The organism is Bacillus sp. XB1, from assembly GCF_053557995.1.
In genome coordinates this window covers 2680510-2703805 of sequence record NZ_JBNRIL010000001.1, presented here as the reverse complement: position 1 = coordinate 2703805, position 23296 = coordinate 2680510, and the positions used below count along the sequence as shown (strand labels likewise).

At 34.4% G+C, this 23296-nt stretch carries 25 protein-coding genes and 1 pseudogene; 17 read left to right on the top strand and 9 right to left on the bottom strand.

Translation table 11 applies throughout. The annotated features are described in order from the left end of the window. The first annotated feature begins 239 nt into the window (after window positions 1-239). From ACK1U5_RS13895 to ACK1U5_RS13880, 4 genes are all read left to right on the top strand, one after another. Complete coding sequence (locus ACK1U5_RS13895) at window positions 240-566, top strand: nucleoside triphosphate pyrophosphohydrolase (RefSeq protein WP_050309151.1); 327 nt, start codon at window positions 240-242, stop codon at window positions 564-566. Between the two features lie 193 nt (window positions 567-759). Next, on the top strand, window positions 760-1623 hold the full coding sequence (locus tag ACK1U5_RS13890) for a DnaD domain-containing protein (RefSeq protein ID WP_050964576.1): 864 nt from the start codon (window positions 760-762) through the stop codon (window positions 1621-1623). After that, window positions 1620-2909, top strand: coding sequence for a replicative DNA helicase (gene dnaB, locus ACK1U5_RS13885; protein WP_050964577.1), 1290 nt, complete (start codon window positions 1620-1622; stop codon window positions 2907-2909). The genes ACK1U5_RS13890 and dnaB overlap by 4 nt, the downstream gene beginning before the upstream one ends. Window positions 2910-3022: 113 nt before the next feature. Next, window positions 3023-3871, top strand: a complete 849-nt coding sequence (locus ACK1U5_RS13880; RefSeq protein WP_000908111.1) for a transcriptional regulator — start codon at window positions 3023-3025, stop codon at window positions 3869-3871. Between the two features lie 139 nt (window positions 3872-4010). On the opposite strand, the gene ACK1U5_RS13875 is transcribed toward ACK1U5_RS13880, so the two are convergent. Next, window positions 4011-4796 (bottom strand): TrmB family transcriptional regulator, encoded by a 786-nt coding sequence (locus ACK1U5_RS13875; protein ID WP_000384620.1) that lies wholly within the window; start codon window positions 4794-4796, stop codon window positions 4011-4013. Window positions 4797-4906: 110 nt separating this feature from the next. Between ACK1U5_RS13875 and ACK1U5_RS13870 the strand changes: the two genes are divergently transcribed. Then, a complete protein-coding gene (locus ACK1U5_RS13870) occupies window positions 4907-5674 on the top strand; it encodes a TSUP family transporter (protein ID WP_003312708.1) in 768 nt (255 codons plus the stop codon). Between the two features lie 193 nt (window positions 5675-5867). On the opposite strand, the gene ACK1U5_RS13865 is transcribed toward ACK1U5_RS13870, so the two are convergent. Both ACK1U5_RS13865 and ACK1U5_RS13860 read right to left on the bottom strand, forming a co-directional pair. After that, on the bottom strand, window positions 5868-6755 hold the full coding sequence (locus ACK1U5_RS13865) for a DMT family transporter (protein ID WP_070757271.1): 888 nt from the start codon (window positions 6753-6755) through the stop codon (window positions 5868-5870). Window positions 6756-6923: 168 nt separating this feature from the next. After that, window positions 6924-8957 (bottom strand): sigma 54-interacting transcriptional regulator, encoded by a 2034-nt coding sequence (locus ACK1U5_RS13860; protein WP_113710771.1) that lies wholly within the window; start codon window positions 8955-8957, stop codon window positions 6924-6926. Window positions 8958-9284: 327 nt separating this feature from the next. Between ACK1U5_RS13860 and ACK1U5_RS13855 the strand changes: the two genes are divergently transcribed. The 3 genes and pseudogenes from ACK1U5_RS13855 to ACK1U5_RS13845 all read left to right on the top strand — a co-directional run bounded on the left by ACK1U5_RS13855 (window position 9285) and on the right by ACK1U5_RS13845 (window position 12037). Beyond that, complete coding sequence (locus ACK1U5_RS13855; RefSeq protein ID WP_000803236.1) at window positions 9285-10043, top strand: gamma-glutamyl-gamma-aminobutyrate hydrolase family protein; 759 nt, start codon at window positions 9285-9287, stop codon at window positions 10041-10043. 152 nt (window positions 10044-10195) lie between these two features. Further along, window positions 10196-11626: a YfcC family protein gene (locus tag ACK1U5_RS13850; protein ID WP_000084618.1), complete on the top strand. Its 1431-nt coding sequence runs from the start codon at window positions 10196-10198 to the stop codon at window positions 11624-11626. A 226-nt stretch (window positions 11627-11852) separates the two neighbouring features. Then, window positions 11853-12037: pseudogene (locus ACK1U5_RS13845) on the top strand (hypothetical protein). 298 nt (window positions 12038-12335) lie between these two features. On the opposite strand, the gene ACK1U5_RS13840 reads toward ACK1U5_RS13845, so the two are convergent. Further along, window positions 12336-12911 (bottom strand): TetR/AcrR family transcriptional regulator, encoded by a 576-nt coding sequence (locus ACK1U5_RS13840; protein ID WP_000999272.1) that lies wholly within the window; start codon window positions 12909-12911, stop codon window positions 12336-12338. A 141-nt stretch (window positions 12912-13052) separates the two neighbouring features. Here ACK1U5_RS13840 and ACK1U5_RS13835 point away from each other — a divergent pair, with 141 nt between their 5' ends. Beyond that, window positions 13053-14528: an MDR family MFS transporter gene (locus ACK1U5_RS13835; protein ID WP_113710770.1), complete on the top strand. Its 1476-nt coding sequence runs from the start codon at window positions 13053-13055 to the stop codon at window positions 14526-14528. A 131-nt stretch (window positions 14529-14659) separates the two neighbouring features. On the opposite strand, the gene ACK1U5_RS13830 is transcribed toward ACK1U5_RS13835, so the two are convergent. After that, a complete protein-coding gene (locus ACK1U5_RS13830) occupies window positions 14660-14860 on the bottom strand; it encodes a hypothetical protein (protein ID WP_001038824.1) in 201 nt (66 codons plus the stop codon). A 187-nt stretch (window positions 14861-15047) separates the two neighbouring features. Here ACK1U5_RS13830 and ACK1U5_RS13825 point away from each other — a divergent pair, with 187 nt between their 5' ends. Then, window positions 15048-15608 carry a PRK06770 family protein gene (locus tag ACK1U5_RS13825; protein ID WP_044584193.1) on the top strand — a complete coding sequence of 187 codons (561 nt, stop codon included), beginning with the start codon at window positions 15048-15050 and terminating at the stop codon, window positions 15606-15608. Window positions 15609-15700: 92 nt separating this feature from the next. On the opposite strand, the gene ACK1U5_RS13820 is transcribed toward ACK1U5_RS13825, so the two are convergent. Then, window positions 15701-15835 carry a hypothetical protein gene (locus ACK1U5_RS13820; protein ID WP_001177693.1) on the bottom strand — a complete coding sequence of 45 codons (135 nt, stop codon included), beginning with the start codon at window positions 15833-15835 and terminating at the stop codon, window positions 15701-15703. Window positions 15836-16049: 214 nt separating this feature from the next. Here ACK1U5_RS13820 and ACK1U5_RS13815 point away from each other — a divergent pair, with 214 nt between their 5' ends. The 5 genes from ACK1U5_RS13815 to ACK1U5_RS13795 all read left to right on the top strand — a co-directional run bounded on the left by ACK1U5_RS13815 (window position 16050) and on the right by ACK1U5_RS13795 (window position 19219). Continuing rightward, entirely contained in the window at window positions 16050-16157 is a 108-nt protein-coding gene (locus tag ACK1U5_RS13815; protein ID WP_000540375.1) for a YjcZ family sporulation protein, read from the top strand. A 132-nt stretch (window positions 16158-16289) separates the two neighbouring features. After that, window positions 16290-16835: a GNAT family N-acetyltransferase gene (locus tag ACK1U5_RS13810; protein ID WP_044584194.1), complete on the top strand. Its 546-nt coding sequence runs from the start codon at window positions 16290-16292 to the stop codon at window positions 16833-16835. Window positions 16836-17443: 608 nt separating this feature from the next. After that, a complete protein-coding gene (locus tag ACK1U5_RS13805) occupies window positions 17444-18031 on the top strand; it encodes an excalibur calcium-binding domain-containing protein (protein ID WP_448814823.1) in 588 nt (195 codons plus the stop codon). A 56-nt stretch (window positions 18032-18087) separates the two neighbouring features. Next, window positions 18088-18759, top strand: coding sequence for a class D sortase (locus tag ACK1U5_RS13800; protein WP_069605458.1), 672 nt, complete (start codon window positions 18088-18090; stop codon window positions 18757-18759). A gap of 181 nt (window positions 18760-18940) precedes the next feature. Continuing rightward, the gene (locus tag ACK1U5_RS13795) at window positions 18941-19219 is read left to right on the top strand and encodes an ArsR/SmtB family transcription factor (protein WP_000347623.1); all 279 of its coding nucleotides are present in this window, start codon (window positions 18941-18943) and stop codon (window positions 19217-19219) included. A gap of 134 nt (window positions 19220-19353) precedes the next feature. Here ACK1U5_RS13795 and ACK1U5_RS13790 read toward each other — a convergent pair whose 3' ends face one another. Then, window positions 19354-19464 (bottom strand): YjcZ family sporulation protein, encoded by a 111-nt coding sequence (locus ACK1U5_RS13790; RefSeq protein ID WP_000540371.1) that lies wholly within the window; start codon window positions 19462-19464, stop codon window positions 19354-19356. A 403-nt stretch (window positions 19465-19867) separates the two neighbouring features. Here ACK1U5_RS13790 and ACK1U5_RS13785 point away from each other — a divergent pair, with 403 nt between their 5' ends. Continuing rightward, a complete protein-coding gene (locus tag ACK1U5_RS13785; RefSeq protein ID WP_000473854.1) occupies window positions 19868-20284 on the top strand; it encodes a hypothetical protein in 417 nt (138 codons plus the stop codon). 165 nt (window positions 20285-20449) lie between these two features. Here the strand turns inward: ACK1U5_RS13785 and ACK1U5_RS13780 are convergent, their stop codons facing one another. Beyond that, a complete protein-coding gene (locus ACK1U5_RS13780; RefSeq protein WP_001021326.1) occupies window positions 20450-20659 on the bottom strand; it encodes a hypothetical protein in 210 nt (69 codons plus the stop codon). An 82-nt stretch (window positions 20660-20741) separates the two neighbouring features. Further along, a complete protein-coding gene (locus ACK1U5_RS13775; protein ID WP_000540755.1) occupies window positions 20742-21302 on the bottom strand; it encodes a DUF4236 domain-containing protein in 561 nt (186 codons plus the stop codon). Between the two features lie 342 nt (window positions 21303-21644). Between ACK1U5_RS13775 and ACK1U5_RS13770 the strand changes: the two genes are divergently transcribed. Continuing rightward, window positions 21645-23063 carry a hypothetical protein gene (locus ACK1U5_RS13770; protein ID WP_000231545.1) on the top strand — a complete coding sequence of 473 codons (1419 nt, stop codon included), beginning with the start codon at window positions 21645-21647 and terminating at the stop codon, window positions 23061-23063. Window positions 23064-23296 lie beyond the last annotated feature (233 nt).

Below are 23296 nucleotides of genomic sequence, written 5' to 3'. Positions count from 1 at the left end.
TATTTGTATTTTAGCATGTATTGTTTTTTATTAAAATCTTTTATATAAGCTTTATAACTTAGTAGTATTGTCATTATCTCTCGCATAAAATGTAATCTAAACATAGAGCTAATGATATAAGTTGCGGAGGAAATGGTATTAAACATGTTATGTTGGGAGACATTTATAAAATAGATGAAGATATCGATGTTATTGAAGATTTGTTTGATAGAAGAAAAAACCAAACAGAGGAAAACCACATGCCAACCTACAACAAACTAATCCGAAACAAAATCCCACAAATCATAAAAGCTAACGGAAAAACACCAACTACAAGAATCCTACCCGAAGACGAATACATAAAAGAACTCTGCAAGAAAACACAAGAAGAACTAACAGAATACATCGAAGCAAAAACAAAATCCGATAAACTCGAAGAGCTATCCGACTTACTAGAACTAATAAACGCCCTAGCTGAACACGAAGGCACGACACTAGAAGAAATCAACAACATCCGTAAAAAGAAAACAGAAGAAAGAGGCGGCTTTTCAAATAGAGTCTTCCTAATCGAAGTAACCGATAACTAGCCCCTCATAAGCCCCTTACAAGCCCCTACCAAGTAATAAATCACTAAGAAAAAACATAACAAAAACAAAAACACCAACAAACACCGTAGTAGTAGTCAAAAAAAATTAAAAATAACACGCCAAAAACCCGGCCATCCTCCCATATATATTATGAAGGGGCTTTTACTTTTGAACGGAGACGGGAGGAACTTTGATGGCGGTGTATCGTAATGTGCAGGTGAATTTTTGGCAGGATGATTTTGTTTTGGATTTGACGCCGGAGGAGCGGTATTTTTATGTTTATTTATTAACTTGTTCGAAGACGACGCAGTGCGGGATTTTTCCTTTTCCGAAGCGGTTAGCTGAGATGGAGACGGGTTATAATCGGGAGACTGTTGATAAGCTTGTGCAGCGCTTCATTGATTATGGGAAGATTCTGTATGATGCGGATACACGGGAGTTATTCGTTTTGAATTGGCTTCGTTATAACCCTGTGACGAATACGAATGTGGAGAAGTGTGTGCTTCGTGAGCTGAAGGGTGTGAAGAATAAGGAGTTTGTACATATGTTTCTTCAGAAGTGCGTAGAGGAGGAGCTGAATGTTCCGATGCTTTTAGCGCATTTCGGTATACCGAGTGATTTGGCTGTGGATGATGTTGAGCCAGTTTGTGAGGAGACAGAGGCGGAAGAAGAGGTTATAGAGGAAGAAACGGGAAGTCGTGTGTTTTCTTTTTATGAGCAACATTTTGGTAGTTTGTCTCCTCATACTGTGGAGGAACTGAGTGCGTGGATGGATGATTTGTCTGAGGATCTTGTGCTGAAGGCGCTTCAAATTGCGTTTGAGAATAATAAGCGGACGATTGCTTATGTGAAGGGGATTTTGAGAGGATGGCACGGGAAAGGGTTTACGAAAGTGTGTGAGGTTGAGGCGGATACGGCTAAGTTTCGGAAGAAGGAGTTGTCTGTTAGTACGGGGGAGACGGAGGAGTTTTTGGCGAGGTGTGAGGAGTGGGAGAAGAATGCGCCATCTGAGGAGGAGTTGCAGCGCTTTTTAGCGGAGCGCGGGTGGCGTCCATGAGTATTCAAAATGTGGAGGCGGAAAAGACGGTGTTAGGTTCTCTATTACTTGATGGAGAGCTTATTAAGGAGTGCCGTTTGACGGAGCAGTATTTTTCTCTGTCAGTGCATAAGTCTATATTTCAGTTAATGCGAAAAATGGAAGAAGAGGGGCAACCGATTGATCTTGTGACGTTCATTTCTAGGGTAGATCCGAAGTTTTTAGAGGGGGTCGGGGGAATGGAGTATTTTATAGGGTTAATGGATGGTGTGCCTACAACTGCCAACTTCTCTTATTATGAGGGGCTTGTTCGAGGTGCCTGGAAAATGTATCAGGCTGGTGTTCTCGGGCACAAGATGGGGGAGCGTCTTATTGCGGAGAAGAGTGAGAAAGTTATCGGTGAGACGATTACGGCACTTTGTGAGTTAGAGGAGAAAGACTCTGTATGTGAGTTTGATTTGAAGGATGCGTTAGTTGATTTGTATGAGGAGCTTCATCAAGATGTAAAGGAGATTACTGGTATTGAGACTGGTTATACATCGTTAAATAAAATGACGTGCGGATTGCAGGAAGGTGATTTTGTCGTTCTTGGTGCGCGTCCTTCTATGGGGAAGACTGCGTTTGCGCTTAATGTTGGACTGCATGCGGCGAAGTCTGGAGCGGCGGTTGGATTGTTTTCGTTAGAGATGAGTAGTAAGCAATTGTTAAAAAGGATGGCTTCTTGCGTAGGCGAAGTGTCAGGAGGTAGGCTGAAAAATCCGAAGCATCGTTTTGCGATGGAAGATTGGGAGAAGGTAAGTAAGGCGTTTGCGGAGATTGGTGAGTTGCCATTTGAGATTTACGACAATGCAGGCGTTACGGTACAAGATATTTGGATGCAAACTCGTAAGTTAAAGAGGAAACACGGTGATAAAAAGCTTTTAGTCATTGTAGATTATTTGCAGCTTATTACAGGCGATTCGAAGCATAAGGGCAATCGATTTCAAGAGATTAGTGAGATTTCTCGTAAGCTTAAGGTATTAGCACGTGAGTTAAATGTTTGTGTAGTAGCGTTATCACAGCTATCTCGTTCTGTAGAGTCGCGGCAAGATAAGCGTCCGCTTTTATCTGATTTAAGAGAGACGGGACAAATTGAGCAAGATGCGGATGTCATTATGCTTATGTATCGCGAAGATTATTACGATAAGGAAACGAAGCAGAAAGAGATGACGGAGATTCATGTGGCAAAGCACCGGAATGGGCCTGTGGGGAGTTTTAAGCTGAGGTTTTTGAAGGAGTTTGGGCGGTTTGTGGAGAGGGAGAAGTAGTGAGAGGAAGGTGTTTTGAAAATAGCATGTGCATGTGAACCAAAGTTGTAACGCTAATTTTATAAGTTATATAATAAAGAAAATGGTAACTAATAGTTAAGGGGGATTAGCTATTGGCAGGGAATGATATTTCTTATCATAATAAAGATATTCTGATGAAGTTTTTAAGTGAATGTTATAGGGATAAAGGGCTTGAAGCATATGGGTTAAAAGGTTATCCAAGAATAAAAGAATTGTTGCTAAATGAATTTTCGAGAGTTCGTGCAGATCAAAGGCGCTCAGATACTTTATTTGAAATGGAAGATGGTTCAATTTTAATGTTAGAGTATGAAAGTAATACCCGTTTCCTCGAAAACCATTTGAAGTATATGGATTATGCGAATCAAATTATGTATCGTTACTATAATAAGAGGAAAGAGTTACCGGATATTCGAATCGTAGTTATTTATACAAGTGAGGTAATGAATCCTATAGAAGAAATAGATGTATGTAGTATACGTTTAAATTCTAAAGCGGTTTTACTAAATGAATACAATGGTGATGCCATTCTTCAAAAGATTATTAGAAAAATGGAAGAAGGAAAATCTTTGACGGATGAAGAAACCATGAAATTAATACTTGTACCACTTATGCATAGTAGAGAGAAAAGACAAATTTTAATTGAAAAAACGATAGAAGTAGCAAAGTGTATCTCCAATGAGCAAGAACAAATTCAAGTTATTGCTGGGATTCTTGTAGCTACAGATAAATTTATTGATGAAGACTACGCGAAAAAGGTAAAGGAGTGGTTACGGATGACAAAAGTAGGTCGTTTATATGAGCAAGAGAAGCAAGAAGAAATTGATAAAGCACTTTCGGCAGCTGGAATGCTCTTTAAAGGAATGAGTGTAGAAGAAATAGCTAAAAAATTAGATGTAACAATTGAAAAGGTAAAAGAGTGGGAGAAGCGTTTATCTCATTAATCGCTGGGGTAATGGCAGCGTCTGTATAAATTTATACAAAAATAGCCGAATATTTATTATATAATAGTCGGCTATTTTTGTACGGAGAAGTTGTTAGGTTTAATACGCAAATCTTTTGGTTTGCTCTTGAATATGTTCCTCATTTCCCCATAAAGAAAGATCTTCTCTCTGCAGTAATCCATTGCTGCAAGTCATCTTGGCTACGTCGGACGAGTCGATTTACTAAAACATCATGCCATACATAATCCTCTAATAAGTATATATGAACGGGGTCATCTGTATAAAAAGCAATATTACGCTCTTCAAGTGATGGTCCATAAATCATCTCTTTAGAATCTATCGATACAATAAACCAATGTTCTGTAGACAAGGTTTCTGTATAAGGTGTTATACGATGGGCTTCTAGATTTTTAATTGGGTTTTCAACATGCAGGGTAATACCTTGTATTGTAACTTTATCAGCTACTTCAGATAGATCTTCTTTTAACGCTTCATACATCTCATCCCACATTGAAATGACAATACGTCGTTCTGCTTTTTTTATTAATGCCTGACAATAGCTAATGATTGTTTGATTGTCTTTTAAAGTAATCACTCGATTATCCGTTTTTTCCTCGGAAGTTTCTAGTTTTTTTAATGAATCACTTATTCCTTCGTAAGTAGACTGCCATTCTGTTTGCGCCTTCTGTAAAAAGATTTCAACAGGTAGAGGTGAATAGCGAGTGGTGTCATTTATTTCTTCCTTCATGACAATTCCTTTTTCTACAAGGTTACCTAAAATCTCATAAATTCGCGCTCTTGGGACACCCGAATCCTTACTCACTTGGTAGGCTGTGACAGGCCCTTGTTTAACAAGAGATACATAAGATTTAGCTTCATATTCATTGAAACCAATTTTTTTAAGCTGTTGCACTATGTAGTCCACTTTTTTCGTCCTCCGATGTTTGCTTTTATATTTCAACGTTACAATAACTCTTTACATTTAGCAAATTGGTAGTTACTATTACAATAGTGACTAAAGGGGAGGCTACTAGTATGGATTTGTATTTAGACCCATCTATATTAATTATTTTGATTGTTTTTGGGTTTGTAGCTGCATTTATTGATTCAGTTGTAGGTGGTGGAGGACTCATTGCCTTACCAGCTTTATTATTTACAGGGCTGAATCCAGCAAGTGCAGTAGCCACGAATAAATTAGCATCAACAATGGGGAGTGCAACTAGTAATATTGTGTTTTATCGTTCTGGTAATCTTGATTTGAAATCGGCTTTAAAATTATTTCCAATCACTTTCATAGGTTCTATAGTAGGTGCATGGACCGTTCATTTAATGAACCCAGAAGTACTGAAGCCATTGATGCTGATCATGCTCGGTGCAGTCGCTATTTATACGATATTTAAAAAGGATTGGGGTAGTATTTCTACTCATAAGAAATTATCTGGTCGACACGTCATTATTTTTACCTTTTTTATTTTTGCTATTGGTTTTTATGATGGATTTCTAGGGCCTGGCACAGGTTCGTTTTTAATGTTTTCTCTTTTATTTATTGGGTATGATTTTTTAAAAGCAGCAGGTACTGCGAAGTTTCTTAATTTAGGAAGTAATGTTGGTGCATTGTTGATGTTTATGTACGTAGGGCAAGTAAACTATGCATATGGTTTTATAATGGGGATTGCTCAAATTGCTGGAGGAGTTGTTGGCTCCAAGTTTGCTATAAAAAAAGGAAGTGGGTATGTTCGTGCTCTTTTCATTACAGTAACTTGTTTATTGTTAGCGAAAAATCTGTATGACTATATTCAGTAAGTAATTAAAGAACGTAGAAAAGGTCAAGTATGCAAACTACATCGAGTATAAGAAGATACTAAGGAGAGATTCCTTTTAACATTTTTTAGATGCTACCTTGTTTGAAGATAGCATCTAAAAAAATTAAGGTAAGAGGGTGAAAATAATACAAACGAATATTTTCGGGGTATGTTTATGTAATTTGGCGAAATAACTATTCCATATTCTTCTTATAATTAACCCGCAACAATCCTTTAAAATCCACCTCAGCAATCAACACACTTACTAATATAAGCGTAGCCCCTAAGTATCCTTTTCCGGTAAGTGTTTCACCTGTGAAAACGAAAGCGAAGCCTGCGGAAAAGACAGGTTCTAATGAGAAAATAAGTCCGGTATGTGTAGGCGTCGTGTATTGCTGGGCGATTACTTGCACGATGAAAGCGACTGCGGTGCAAAATATGCTTAAGGCTAGGATGATGAGCCATGAGTTGGTTGTGCTAGGCAGTTTGGGTGTTTCAATAATGAATGAAAAAATAAGACTAAATAGGCCGACGAAGCCGAGTTGTATGACGCCAAGTGCGATTGAATTCACATGTTTCGTTACGCTGCCAGTGATGATGACGTGAATGGCATAAAATAAGGCAGACAGTATGCAAAATATATCGCCATTACCGATCTTGAATTCGCTCGTTAATGTTAATAAGCCGATTCCTATTATCGTTAAAATGATTCCTACTATCACTTTCTTTTCTGGAATGTGTTTTAAAAATATAGCTGATAAGATCGGAATGAAGATGACTGTGAGACATAGTAAGAAACCAGCATTAGAAACACTCGTGTACTTTGTACCGAAAGTTGCGAAAATGTAAACGATAAATAAGACAGAAGCGAGTATAAATGCGTATTTTACAGTTTTAAAATCGACTTTGAATAAATGTTTGTAAAATATTAAACCTGATAAAAGAAAGGCAATAATAAATCGTAATGCGATTAAGTTGTATTCTTCGATGCCTTCGAGTCCAACCTTTGTAAGTAAGATCGATGCACCCCAGAAGAATGTAACTAGTAGTAGCCCTAAATCCGCTTTTAATTGTAGTTTCATTTCTATTCCCTCGTTATGTATAAATTTTTAAATCCCATACCCCTATCCCCATTCTTCATTTTAATATTAATTCTGAATATTTGTAACTTAAATTTATCGACGTTTTATTCCATCAAAAAAAGGCTGTTTATAAAACAGCCTATATGTATCTGAAAATCCGAACTTTGACTAAAGATTACGTAGAATCTCCAACCCTTTTCTTGTTAGATGAATCCCTGCTCTACCTCTTTTTATTTCCACATACCCTTTCATTTTCAGGAAGTTCAATCGGTGTCTTACCTGTGCCTCAGTTAATTTCATTTCGACTTCTTGGCTCTTTTCAGAAATAATTCTTCTTCCGATTGCTTTTCCTTTTTCTTCATAATTCATGATGAGGGTAAGGATGAAAAGGGATTCTTGATCAAGAGCGTTTGAACTTGAAGAAAAGGGTGTAATATTTTCTGCCTGATCACTATCTGTTTTCTTATGTGGAGGCTTTTGAAAGTAATGTTGATTAGGCAAATCATTTTTTGTTATTTGGTTTCCGGTACGGACAGCAAGCATATAATCTATCGTATTTTTAAGTTCTCGTACATTTCCGTACCATGGATATCCTTGAAGTTCTTCAATTAGTTCTTGTTCAATTTTGACTTTAGGGTCCGATAGTGCAACAAAATGTTTAGCTAATAATTCAATGTCATTTCGGCGCGCCCTTAATTCGGGAAGGTGAATAAAGAGTACTTTAAGCCTATGGTATAAATCTTCTCTAAACATATTTTCTTGAATCATTTTCAGTAAATCTTTATTGGTTGCTGCAATAATTCGAACGTCTATCGGGATAATTTGGCTTCCGCCAACGCGCATAATCTCTTTTTCCTGCAATACTCGAAGGAGTCGTGCTTGAAGTTTCAGGCTAATATCTCCAATCTCATCTAAAAAAATGGTGCCACCATTTGCTTGTTCAAATAATCCCATTTTCCCGCCCTTTTTTGCCCCGGTAAACGCTCCGTCTTCATAACCAAATAATTCACTCTCGACTAAATCATCCGATAAAGCACTAAAGTTAACAGCAAGAAAAGGGCCGCTATTTCGCTGGGACGCATTATGGATAGCGCTTGCAAATAACTCTTTTCCGGTACCACTTTCACCTTCAATTAATACAGTTAAATCGGTCTTAGCTAACCTTTTGGCAATTTGTTTCGTGTCTTGGATCGTAGAGCTAATGCCAACGATATTATGGAAATTGTATTTTGCTACATATCCTTTTTTGACAAATTCTTTTCTCAATTTCCGTTCAAATCCGATGGTCTTAAGGGCATTTCTAAAAGTAACAATAATTGATTGATCATTTATATGTAGGCGTTCCACTATTACATCCAAGCCGTTTACAACAAATATTCCGCTTTCTTGCTGCTTATTTGAAAGGATGAAGTTTACTAAATCAATATTATCAATAATGGCATCAATTGGATGACCAATAGCGTTTTTACTTTTTATTTTCAGCATGCTTTCCAGAAATTCATTAAAGACAACAATTCTTCCTTCATAATCAATAGCTAGTATGCCATCACCAACACCATCAATAACTTGATGAAGTTGTCGATGAGCTTTAGCTAAATTCTTTGTTAAATCTACTATTTTTCGATAGTATCTTTCAGAAACGTGGTTACCTGATTCCTCCATTAAATGAAATCGATCTAGAATGGACATGATTGTCGTAATATCTATTAATCTATGACCAATATTAATTACTTTTTCTACAAAGTCAGGGATAATTTCAAGTTCGCCAGGTGTGATTGCGAGCTTGATCATTTGTATATTCGTTTTTCCAGGATAGTATGGGACATATTCAATATGGTTCAGCCCCAATTGACGCATCGTTTCAATTGATTCGTATACTGTTTTATGATTATCATTCACATATAGGGCTTGTGTTCCTTCTGGTAAAAATAAAAGCTGGTCTACGTTTTCATAATTTAATGTTCGTTTTGCTATTATTACTTCGCAGTTTTCCCCAATAAAGTCTTTCACCGTTTCTATCGTAAATGTATTCGGTAATACAATTAATGTAGAATGAAATACTTTTGGAATACTTTCTTCTACAGAAAAACTTTCGATATCTATGAGATCACCTACCATCTCCGTTAGTTGTTGATGTAGGGCTTTTCGTGTTTCTTTTAAAACGGTGATCAATACAATGTGGTTGGTTTCAAATTTGTTCATAGAGCACCTCTTTAGTTGAATGGAATTGGTCTAAAGTTGGTTATTAAATGGTTATTATGTAACCAATTAATAACCAATTATAATACATTTCAACATAGTAAACACCGATAAAGTGACAAAATATTTAAATATGTGTAAATAATTGTTTAAATTTTAATGTTGGCACGATATTTGCTTATATCAATGGTGTGTAAAGAAATAGGGAAATGAGTAGAGTCGTAATTTACATATTTAATTCTTTACCACTTGCTAGAAAAGGGAGGTTAAGAGTATACAATTTCAGCAGAGAAAGACAACGAAACCATTTAAATTATGAGGTGAGAGAAAATGAAACCACTAATTGGTGTTACTGGGTATTATATTGATCATAGTGAAATAGGGAAGGAGGGCTTACGAGGGCTACCAGGTCAAGATATGGCTATCTTTTCTTATGACTACATTCGTTCAATTCAACGAGCAGGTGCAACGGTTGTTCTACTTCCAATTGAGGAAGTTGATCAAATTGAGTCCACACTTAATCAATTAGATGGATTGTTATTGGCGGGTGGCGCGGACATCAATCCTGTTTATTACGGTGATATTCCAAAAGCATATATAGGTACTGTAGAGGAAGAACGAGATAATTTTGAATTAAATCTGGCAAAGCAGGCTTTAGAAAAAGATATTCCTATTTTAGGAATTTGCCGAGGATTACAAGTGTTAAATGTTGCAGCTGGTGGAACTCTTTATCAAGACTTAGAGCACGAGATGGGGCCAGAATATTTCCATGTTCGAGAACAGTTCCGTAAATGGCAAGGCTCTCATTCTGTAGATCTTCTGGAAGAGGGAAAAATTTATGAGGCTATTGGCCAAAAATCTTTAATGGTTAATTCTTTTCACCATCAAGCAGTGAAAACATTAGGAAAAGATTTCGAGGCGAGCGCATGGTCCTTTGACGGTGTAATAGAGGCTATTGAATCGAAAGCTCATCGTTATGTAGCAGCCGTTCAATGGCATCCAGAAATGATGTCGGAAAGGGATGTCTTGCAGCAACGTTTATTTAACCAATTTGTAAATGAAATTAGTAAAAAGGTAGTTAAATCATAGCGTGTTATAAATAAAAGAATTGGTGGATAGCTTGGTATGTCATGGTTGTGGGGAAACCAGACTGCCGGCTGCCCGGAAAAGTAATAATCAGTGGGGGATGAACGAACCCCCCATTGATCAAAGTTTCACTTTATTGCAAAGGGGATTGGTATATGAGTCAAGTATCAGAGAAGGCAGTTTCATTCGAGCCAGAAGGAAAAAAGGAAAGAAAAGAATGGAAAATAAACGTATTTGCAATGTTACTTGTCTTGTTAGTTATTGCGGCTGTGATTACACATATATTGCCGGCCGGAAAATATGAACAGATTGAAAAAAATGGGTATACAACAGTAGATCCAAATTCATTTAAGTGGATTGAATCAACGCCACTTGGATTTTTTGATACGGTAAAATCTATTCCTACAGGGATGGTAGAAGCCGCTAATATTATCTTTTTTATTCTTATTATCGGAGGTTTTTTTGGTGTATTAAAGGCATCCGGTACAGTTGAGGCTCTTGTTTCAACGATGGCAAAAAAACTTGCTAACCGTGAAAAGTTAATGATTCCTATTATCATGCTGTTCTTTGCACTTGGCGGGTCATTAATGGGGATGGCTGAGGAAGCTTTAGTGTATGTACCTCTATTTATTCCGCTAGCTCTTGCGGTTGGATTTGATACGATAACAGGAACTGCGATGGTACTAGTAGGAGCGTCCGTCGGATTTACAACGGCAATTATGAATCCGTTTACAGTTGGTCTGGCTCAAGGGATAGCGGGTCTTCCTATGTATTCGGGGATGGGGTTCCGCCTCGTTTTATTTGTAGTCATATATGTAATTGCTGTTACATTCGTTTATCGTCATGCGATGAAAGTAAAGAGGGATCCTGCAAGCGGAATTTACGGAAAATTCGATACAAACAAGCAAGACAGCCTACTAACAGCGAAAGTAGAGTTAACAAAAAGACATAAATGGATATTAACGGCCTTTTTAATCAATTATATTATTCTTGTATTTGGTGTTATTAAGTACGAGTGGTATATAAAAGAAATTGCAGCCTTATTTATTATTTTAACTATAATCATTGCAATTCTTGGCAAGATATCTCTTGATGATACAGTAGAATCTTTTACACAAGGATCGGCATCTTTAATCGGGGGAGCTTTAATTATTGGTGTATCACGCGCTATTTTAGTTGTCTTGAATCAAGGGCATATTATAGACCCACTACTGTATCAAGTGTCGGAAGGAATGGAACATATTTCTCCTTTTTTAAGTGTTGTTGGAATGTACAACTTCCAAGTAGCGATTCATTTTATTTTAGCATCAGGTAGTGGTCATGCAATGTTGACAATGCCTATCATGGCGCCACTTGCAGATTTATTGGACATTACACGCCAAACAGCTGTATTATCCTTTTCATTCGCGGATGGTATTGGAAACATTATTTTTCCGACAGGTGGTACGCTAATGGCTGGATTAGCAATTGCAGGAATTTCATGGACAAGGTGGGCAAGGTGGATTCTTCCTTTAATTCTAATTGAATACTCAATCGGTTTAATAGCAGTTATAATTGCTCATCTTATTGGTTATGGTCCGTCTTAATAAAAGGTGAATATGCTTTCAGTTATAGAAAGTTCGGATTTGAAGAAGATCGCTAAATAATGGTGATAGAAAGGCCCGGTTTAGAAGGGCTTTTTTTCTATGTAAAATTTCATTTGTTTGGTTTACATAATATCTTTACAATCATTTGATAAAATATATGTAACTGCATATTGTGAGGGTGGGTGGTTATCCCTTCTTTCCATTTGGAAGGAAAGGGGGTGATAATATGGAGTTTTTGTTTGACCTTGTAAAAGAATTTGTAAAAGCGACTGTACGTGAAGTTTCAGCGTATTTTTTGCGGAAGTAACTTCTGGATAAGGACAACAAAAAACCCACTCCGCGCCGTAGGAAGCAAAAGGGTGGGTTTCGTAAAAAATAGTAACGTGTAATAACCACCACCCTATACGGTAGCAGTTAAGGAAGAGATGTTAGCGCATCTCTTCTTTTTATTATATGCCATTTTATTTGATGTCATACTTATATAGTATTCTACGGAAAATATATCATATTCCTATTTTGTGGTCAATTTGATCCCGCTTTAACGGGCAGTAAGACCCCCATCTCAAAATTCAGTGGAAGCAAAGAAGTTAGGTGGGGGTCGGGCTGTCCGTAAAAGTCCGATTGGTGAGGGCTGATAATCAGCGGGGGATGAACAAAACCCCCCACTGATTAAAGTTTCACTTTATTGCATGATTGAACAGGTGTAGTCTTATTCCTCTTCAAACTGAAAAATATCCCTGTTAATAAGTTGGTGGAGGTACCTATCCATTTCAGCAGCAGAAACTTTTCTTTCATTTTTAAACCACCATGCGCTTAATGAGGTGATTGCCCCTGAATAAAAATCAATGATTAAATCATTTGGCATCGTATGATTTTTGCGCAGTTGATGTAACGCTTCTATTTCTTGTTTTCTCGTTTCGTGACTTAAATACTGTGTCCGGTTAATAAATTGTTCATCAGACATTTGCGTTTCTAATATTTTACCGATTTCTTCATGGTGTAGAAATTGTTCCATTACTTGAAATGGTTTACTTAATCGATCTGAAACGGGTATTTCAGCAATCATCTTGCTGTATCGTTTAAATCCAAATGCTAATAAAGCATCTTTATCTTCAAAGTGTTTATAAAAGGTTGTTCGGTGTACCATCGCGCGGTCACATATTTGGTTAATTGTGATCGTACTATATTTCTGTTTTGATTGTGTCATTAATTCAAATAAGGAATCCCATAGTAATTTATGTGTACGTCTAATACGTAAATCAATTTGTTTTTCATTATCGTTCATCTACAATTCTCCTTTTTTGTAGATTAAATATACAGTGGCTGAAAATTGATTCTCCCTTTTTAATCTACATATGTATATTATATTACATGTGTTCTGGTGTATTTAAAGTTTTTTAGTAAGAAACAGGAGGAGAATTTGCAAATGAATATGACAACTAAGAGCCCAGCAAGTGGCAAAGTTGATACTTCTAATATGAAACATACCCCTATTTTAATTGCATTACTTTTAGGGGCAATGGTTGCATTATTAAATGAAACATTACTTGGTAATGCGTTAACGGTATTAATGAAAGAATTTGATGTAACAGCTTCAACGATTCAATGGCTTTCTACAGCTTACATGTTGGTGGTTGGGGTTTTAGTCCCAATTACAGCGTTACTTCAGCAATGGCTCACAACGAGACAAATGTTTTTGATCGCTATGGTAACGTTTTTAGCTGGTACATTAATTGCGGGATTCGCACCGACATTTTCTGTTTTATTAGTCGGCCGTATCGTCCAAGCAGTAGCGACGGGATTAATTACACCGTTATTAATGAATACGATTTTAATCATTTGTCCACCTGAAAAACGTGGTGCGACAATGGGATTAATCGCACTTGTGATGATGGCAGCTCCGGCAATTGGTCCTACATTATCTGGAGTAATTGTAGACTCACTAAATTGGCGCTGGTTATTCTACATTGTTATTCCAATCGTGATCATTTCAATTATGATTGGGATGAAGTACATTCAAAATGTTTCAGAGTTAACAAGACCAAAAGTAGATTACCCATCAATCCTTTTATCGACACTCGGATTTGGCGGACTTGTGTATAGCTTTAGTGCATCAGGTGATTTAGGATGGTCTGATACGAAAGTGTATGGCGCTTTACTTGTTGGATTTATCTCATTATGTATTTTTGTCGTCCGACAATTAAAAATTGAGAATCCAATTTTAGAATTACGCGCATTTAAAGTCCCGATGTTTACATTATCAGTTGGATTAATCGTCATTGTGATGATGTCGTTATTTTCAACGATGACTTTATTACCGATGTTCCTGCAAACAGTTTTACTCGTTACAGCTTTTAAATCAGGAATCATCATGCTTCCGGGAAGTGTTATTAGCGCCATAATGGGACCAATCGCAGGTAAACTATTTGATAAATTTAGTCCGAAAGTTATTATCGTTCCCGGTATTGTGTTAGTGGGGATAGCAATGTTCTTATTTAAAGGCATTACTCCTGATACATCAATGGTACAAATTATTGTTATGCATAGCGTATTAATGGTTGGACTCATGTTTGTCATGACGGCACAAACATACGGTTTAAATCAGTTAACACCAGATTTATATCCGCACGGAACAGCACTGTTTAGCACACTGCAACAAGTAGCTGGCGCAATTGGTACAGCTATCTTTATTTCGAAAATGTCTTCAGGAACAGCTAGCTATATGGAAAGTTCCGCAAATCCAATGGATCCAGTAGAGAAGTTAAACGGTTTAACATCCGGATTCCAAGGTGCATTTACACTTGGGCTAGTCTTTATAATTGTTGCGTTTATCATATCGTTATTTTTAAAAGAAGAGAAAAAGGGAGTAAAGGCAGCGAGGGTTTTACAGAACGAACATTAAGGTTTATATAAAAAAGACATCTTTCCCTAAAAAAGATGTCTTTTTTATATTTTTTTCGTAACACTTGTTTTTGATGTCTTAATACATAAGAATTGGTATGTAAAATATTTGTATTTTTTGAACATGAATAATTATTGAGAATAACGATGCAAAGCTGTGCTAATAACTAAAAGTCCAATAATGAGAGAAAGTGTTCTTATAATAAGTTCTGCCACTAATAGTTCACCAAATGATTTAGTGACATCGTATATAGATCCTGTTATGAGAATAGGTGCAATCATAATTATAATTCCAATTATTATTTGAAGAAGTAGATTGATGTTTTTATTCAAGACAATCACCTCCAAAAAAATAGGGAATGAGAATATAGGTTTTTTTGTATTATAAAATGATTATATCGTATTACATTAAACGATGAGAATATTTTTAAATAGTAGAAATTAGAGACTCTTCAATAAAAAGGAATTAAATATGGTATTCTTTAGTTAAGATATGTAAACGAAGACGGGGGAAATGAAGATGGATAAGAAGCTAAAGTATTGGCTAGCATCTATTATAGGGGGAGTAGTACTTGCAACTGGTATGACTTATGGAATATTACAGTTTGCTGAAGTCCCGCTTAAGGGTGAGGACCATGTTTTTGCAGAGGTTAATAAAGAAGACATACTATCGAATGAAGCAGAAGTGAAAGGTTCAAATGCACAACTTCACATTACAGTAACTTCTACTGAAGAAGAAGTTATTTCAGCTATGCATAGCATGACTCATCAAAAAGTAAAAGCGTGTGAAGGAAAGGGAGCAACCCCTATGTCCAAAAAGAATGCAGAGAAAGTAAGAAATATTCTAAACGGAAACAATTTCAAGAACAAAGAAGAGCTATTAGCAATTACTGAAAGATGGGCAAATAGAGATTTTAGTAAAATTGTAGAAGAACATAACTATTTTATTAAACTTCAAGGTGGCGTGATAGGTGAAGCTACAGTGATGGATAAGGTAGACGAGCAAGTATTCTGTCTCAATACTTTCGGTGATGATGTAACGGCCACATTAATTAAATCAGGAGATCTTCAAGCGCTGTAAGGTGTTTTTTCTCTGATATAAAGAAAGCCTCAAGTATTCATATACTTGAGGCTTTTCCAATGGAAAGATAGGAATGGTCCGAATTCTTTACATTAAGAACAAAGTGGAATTACTCCTAAACCAATTAATAAAGCTGCAGCAACTGCTGGAATTGGTACAGGAATTTGAATACCTTCTACAAATAAGAAATATTGACCACTTACTATTTTAAAACAAACTAATTGCATGGCTATTCCTCCCTTCTTTTAGGATTAATACATTATATTAATTTATCTATCTATTGATATAGTTAAATTATTTATTTTTAAAAATATAGTTAATATGTGAATAGTTTTCGAAAGGACCTGCTCAATCAATGCGGAAAAACATAAGATGAAACGAATCCATTAAAATACATGAGTGAACCTTAGTTTTCCCCTCTTATCTAAAGGAGGAACTATTATGGGTTATGGTGGTAGTTGTGGCGGTTGTGGCTTTTCTGGAGGCTTTGCTTTATTAGTTGTGTTATTCATTTTATTAATCATCGTTGGAGCTTCTTGCTTCTGCTAAAAACTATTGGAAAAGACACTCATATAGAGTGTCTTTTCTTTCGTGCAAAATGATTCCTGACAATAGCCAACTGTATAAAGTATACGGTATACTTTTGCCTCATTAGACATATAAAAATGTTGGAGGGATGTTATGAAACTAGTAGGGAAGCACATTTATATTCGGCTTTATAAAACTGATGATGCCAACGAGTTAGCTAACTTACATATTAGAAATCGCGAATTTTTTCAACGAGTTTGTCCATTGCTCCCAGAAGTTTTTTATACAGAAGAACATCAAAAAATACGTCTTGAACAAGCTCTAAAAAAGACAGCTGAAGGGCAAGTATACCCTTTTGGAATCTTTTTAAGAGAAAATGATAAGCTTATCGGAGACATTTCATTAACTCAAATTGTTAGAGGGGACCTCCAAAGCTGTTATACGGGATTTACTTTAGATAAGGAGCATAATGCAAAGGGCTATACAACAGAGGCTCTTCAACTTGTTGTAGATTTTGCTTTTAGGGAATTAAAGCTAAATAGAATTGAAGCAGGAGCGATGCTTGATAATATAGCATCTATTCGTGTATTAGAAAAAGTGGGGTTTAAAAAAGAAGGTATAGCGAAAGAAAATATAAGGATTAATGGCAAATGGACAGATCATCAAATATTAGCTATTATCAATAGTTTGGATGTGTAAGCTTATTTTGATTCCAATAAAGATAATCATGTAACTCTTCAAACTCTACCAACAGTTTTATAGAGACCCTTACAATTTTCGGATCAGAAACTAACCTTACAAGTCTTGAAATTCCACCTAACTCTACAATTACTCTATTTGAAAATTTTACAACTAACCACACTAAGACTCTTATTCGTTTTAGTTTTAGCTTTGTATTTGCTGCGTTCGTCACATTGACTAGTAGACCATTTAAATCCACAACTCCACAAACAATTAGATTAACACCAGGGAGATACAAGGACTTTCTTATTTGAGGATGTTAAATGCCACTTCAGTTAACGCCTCATCAAGGCCATTATTTATCCAACAAACAACATATATTTGTTGTGATAAATCAAATTCATATTACTGTGAGAATAGTGACTATGGTTAGTATTAGTTATTAAAGAGAGCTTTGGCTCTTTTTTTATTTTCTTTCGACATAATATGACAATATATGAATTAATAGTTTGGTATTATTATCTAGAAATCTTACATTTATCTACAAATTATTATTGTATTTTTAGATTTTTAAATGTAAAATATTTCAATGTAAATACATACCATTTAGGGGGATAAAGAAATTTATGAAAAAATTATTAGCTTCAGCAACAGCGGTAACACTATTAACAGTGGGGTACAGTTCTTCTGCATTTGCAGCTAAGAGTCCTAATGATACAAAAAACTGTGGTCATTTTAAAAGTCAACAAGATGCTCAAGCATTCTGGGATCAAAATGGATATGGTGTTGGAAATGATCCACACCGTTTAGATAATGATAAAGACGGCATTCCATGTGAAGATTATAAATATCCAAAGAGCACAAATACTACAACAGAAAATAAAGAAACTACTAAACCTCAAGAACAACCTAAACAAGAAAATACTAAACAGGAAAACACTAAACAAGAACCTGTTAAACAAGAAGACACTAAGCAAGAGAATTCAAAACAAAATAACCAAACAACAAATAATAAACAAGAACAAACTAAGCCTCAAACAACTGCAAAAGAAACAAAGAAAAATACTAATACAGTTGTGAAAAAAGAAACGAAAAAACAAGGTGAAAAATTACCTAATACAGCATCAAACGGTGTTACAATGATGTTAGCAAGCTTAGGATTAGCATTAGCTGGTTCTGTATTAATGTTCCGTCGTAAAAAGACAAACGCATAAAATAGTTCCTTAAAACGGCAGGAGAAATCCTGTCGTTTTCAAATGGAGTGATAAAAGTGAATAAAAAACAATGGATAGGCTTATGTTTAACTGTTATTGGACTTACTATCTTTTCCTATTATTTTCTAGAATGGTATAGTGCTAGACAATCAGCAGAGTCGTTAACAACTAACGAGGCTAAACAATATGAGACCTCCACACCTTCTAAAGAAAATGAAACGCAAAACATCAATCAAACAGAGACAGAGACAGAGACAAAGATTGACACTTCATTACAATCTGAAGAACCTGTGCAAATTCCCGCTTCAAAGGTAAACCATCAGTTAGGAGATAAAGTAGCATATTTAATTATCCCTAAAATACAAAAGAAATACTCTATATATTGGGGAGCTGATGATAAAGTACTAAAAAAGGGTGTAGGTATGTTTGTTAGTGACTTAACTACTACACCATCTGGAAATGGTCATACAGTTTTAAGTGGACATAGAGATACTGTTTTTACCGAGCTTGGTCAATTAAAGGAAAATGACCAACTTATCGTGGAATATGAAAATAAAACATATACATATGAAATTAACAAGCATTGGATAACAGATTCAGAAGATCGAACAGTTATTGTAGAAAAAAGTGAGCCAACATTAACATTAACAACTTGTTATCCTTTTGACTATATAGGAGACGCTCCAGATCGGTACATAATTGAAGCATCTCTACTTTCCATTCATTGAGGATGGAAAGTCCAATACACATTAATTTTAATAATATGTATTGGACTCCCATTCAAGTATCATTTTTCTCAATGAATAATTGGTATATTTTAGGGTGTTTTTTACTATTTTTATGTTAAGATATTTTGGTTGATATTCATCTTATTTTAGGAGGTTGGAAAATCTGTTACATGCTTTTCATATGGATTTTAGTTTCTATACCGAAAGTATAAAAGTTTTAGGGTTATTAGGGAATTCTACTCGCTTATCAATTGTTTGTAAATTGATTACATATGGATCGTTGTCAGTTTCTGATTTAAGTAAGCAAACAAGAATTACAGAGGATTTGATTGTACAACATTTGCGTAAATTAGCCTTTGGAAATATTGTAATTAGTGAACGTATAGGGAAAAGGCTTTATTTTAAAATAAAAGATAATAAAACAATTGAGATTATTAAGGTATTAGGATTACTAAGTTAATTTTCATTACTTTCAATATAAATGATTTTGCTATAACTCAATTGTGCAAAATCACATTTAGCCTGTCTACGGAAATAGGGAGGTTTTTAATATACAAAAAGGCGCCCATATAAGGGTGCCTTTTCCAATAGTTTTTAGCAGAAACAACTGCATCCGATAATGATTAATAAAATAAACAATACAACTAATAAAGCGAATCCTCCAGCGAAACCGCAGCCTTCGCCGCAACTACCACCATATCCCATAACAATAGTGCCTCCTTTAGATTAGAGGGTAAAACTAGGGTTCATTCCATGGATTTTAATGGGTTCACTTTACCTTATGTTTTTAAGAATTAATTGAGCAGGTCCTTTTGAAAATAGAAAAAAGACGCCAGAAGGCGCCTTCCTTTTAGGTAGATAAGACTTTAGTTTTCCAATCTAAAGAAATTTTGTATCAGCTCTTTGAGAGTATATCATGATATTCGCTTGATTTATTATGCATTATTACATATCATTGTAAATCCCTCTATTTTCCATTTGATAAAATGCAATCCCAATATTGTTAATAATTAAATAAATATTTCTACAAATTGAAAATATTTACAAAAGATATAAAAGTGATACATTTAAGGTGCAAGTTATAAAAAATATTTAAGGGGGATTTATTATGTTTAAGAAATTAGTAGTAGGAACATTAACAACTGGTATCGTATTAACTGGAGGGATTGGAGCAACATCAGCAAGTACAGAAGGTGTAGATAATACTAAAAATTCAGCACCAATTATCCAACGTACCCAAATACTTAAAGATGATTTCAGTCTGATAAATGGTGAAAGAGAAGTATCGTTCGAGCATGTAAAAAAAGCAGATATGAGAGTTCATATGACAAACAATACTAAAGGTACACTTGATTGGTCTTTAAAAGACTCAAAAGGTAATGTTATTGGTTCTGGATCGTTAGCAGCAGGAAAGGGTTTTACAAATACGTACAATACTCTTCCAAAAGGTAAATATAAGCTTAAAGTTACTCACAGAAATGGTGGTTCTGGATCATTCTATGCAGCTGCTCGTACTTTAGACTAATATACATAGAATCATCTTAAGTATATTAAAGAAGAACAATCGGGGAGTTTGAGGATTAAGGAGTTTTGTTATAATATCATCGTTTGTAAATACAAAGTCACAAAAGGCCTACCTAGGGAAATAGGTAGGTCTTTTAATACATAAAAACACACCATAAGGTGCCTTTTAAGCTGTAACAAATTTAAATACATAGTACATAAAAAATAACAAAGATAGACTTGCTAATCTGCCAGCAATCGATTCTTTCATAAATTTCATAAGTATCACTTTGACAATCAATGCTAAGAATAATGGTATAAACAGTACCATAGCAAGTTTAATAGCTAAGTCGTTTATAGTTGGATTAAACGCTTCAAAATTAATGATGATATTCACTTGCCTCTCTATTATCTGTTTATATTTATAATTAGATTTTTATTGTTTTGTCTACTAAAAAAGCCGTTAATTTGAGAACTATTTATTTTTGGATTATAAGAGTGCTCTCACATTTACGACAAGTAATCTTCTCTTCCTCAAAAATGAATAGATTTTCAGCATCACATTCTGGGCATACAACTGCAAATGGTGTTTTTATATTTTTATAGCATAGGAAAGAAAAGAATGCCATGATTAGAGCAGGTATAATAAGCATCATAATTAAGAATAGGCCCGCAAAAACGCCTGTAATTATGGAAAGTGGTTTCATTAGTTTTCTACCTACGGAGTTTACTTGATTATCCTTTTTACGAAAAGCAGTAACAAGGTAAGTTTGGGTTTCTTTTACTGGCTCAAATGCATTTACCGTATTGTAATCTTGTTCATCCATAGTGGGATAGGAAGTGTTTGGTCCTTGATATCCTCGTTGTATATAATAATTGTTTGACTCAGCTATTCGTGGTGTATACGAGATTCCAGTTCCAGGTACATAAGTTGTTGTTCTTGATTCAGGTGAAATAGAGTTCCCTCCCATACCTGTGTATGTAAAGTTAATTTTCACACCCGGGGAAAACTGGATAATTCTACGAAATTTATAACCCATAATATTGTATCCTCTCTATCTAATTAATAGAATTCTTTACTAATTATAACAAATTTTCAGTGTTAATATTAATGTATTATTTTATAATAAAATAGTGATATTTAAATTTGCTAATTTAAGGCGTTTTATGAGTTCTCTTTTACTTGGACATTTGGTGCTAAGAAGGTATTGTATTGCTAAAAATACAACAATTATCGAGTAAGCTTATTATACCATCAATAAATGGGATTATTTATATTTTAAATTTAACATATAGATTGAATAATATTTTCTCTATATAGTTAAATAATCTATTATTTATTAAATTTAATAGGAAATTTTGCAGGAAGGAGAATATAATTTATGGTTTTTTTGAGAATATTTTTATTAATTATAAAGAGGCTCGATAATGCCCTATTAAACTTTGATAAGTTGGAAAACGAATTGAATGAATCCGAGAATAAATTTAAAAAGAAATTTGGTATTTATGCAATTGATTTAATGGCATTATTATTATTTTCGTATTTTTTTGGGGCATTACTATATATTTTTATTACTTTCTTACCATCTTTTAATAGCATTATTGTATCTTTTGTAAAAAATTTAGGATATATCTTTACAGGAGAGAGAGAATTCTTATCACCCTCCTTACTTATAATACCAAGTCTATATATAAGTTTTAAAGATATATTTTTATGGTTAGTTTTAATAGCATTTATTTCTGCTATTATAGTTTATTTAAATAAAGATAATAATGAGTTTAGAATGGTGAAAATTTTAGCGATAAGTAATAGTATATTACGTTTAGTAGTTATAAATTTAAAAATAGAAAAATCTTTAGTTATTATAGGGCCAATTTTTATTTTTGTTACATTATTTATTACATATGCAATGGTGCCAGATACTTTCTTTGTAGCCCATATATTGGAGATTTTGTTTTTTTGGACAGCTATTTTTGTTATTTTAATTACGTATTCAAGTTTTAATAAAGATAGTATTAGAGCGAAAAGATTTGTCGTATTTATAGTGTTTATACCTATTGTAATTTCGAATATTTTACAAAATAAAACACAAGGTTCCATAAGTTTGCTATTTTTAACAGTTACTATATTTTTGACATTTGAAAGAGTATTTGCAATCCTTGTGGAATATAAGGAACAGATATATGAAGGGAAAGAATGGATATTTGCATTAAGAAATTTAGAACAAAAAGATTACGATAAGATAAGAACTAAGCATAATTTGGATAATGATGATTACTTAGAAATTTTTGAGGATAAGGTTTTAGCGGGGATGGTATTTTATAAAGGTACAAAAAGAGATTTATTAAAATCAAAAGTATGTTTTGAGAGTAGTTTAGTCGATAACCCAGATGATACATTTTGTAAATATTTATTAGCTCAAGTGTTAGTGGATATTGGTGAGGAGCAAAACATTCAAAAAAGTATTGATTTGCTTCAAGAAATAAAAAAACAACAGCAAGAAAATCCATATGTATTTGAAGTTAAAGATGTTGAAGAATATATAGCATATTTAGAGTTTAGTAGTGAAAATCCTAAATACAATGAAATAATTAATATTTTAAAAGATAAGAGGAATTTACAAAATGATTTTGTTTATATATTAGGAGTATCTTATTTGTACGTAGAAGATTTAAAAAAGGCAAGAGAGACGTTGGAGTTGTTAGAAGGGAAAGAAGATAAGCTAAGTTTTAATGATTGGCATGAGTACATGGATTATTTGGAAACTAAGGAAATGGAATTAAATCAAGAAAATAATTAGTAGTTTGTTTGATGGAAATGTATAAAATTTCATTTTAATTACATAGGAATTTTATGAATTTCAAGTCGGAGGAAGACACCCTAAGGTGCTTTCCTCCGACTTGAACCACTTTAATTTTAATAATATGTATTGGATTTCCATTCAAGTATCATTTTTCTCAATGAATAATTGGTATATTTTAGGGTGTTTTTTACTATTTTTATGTTAAGATATTTTGGTTGATATTCATCTTA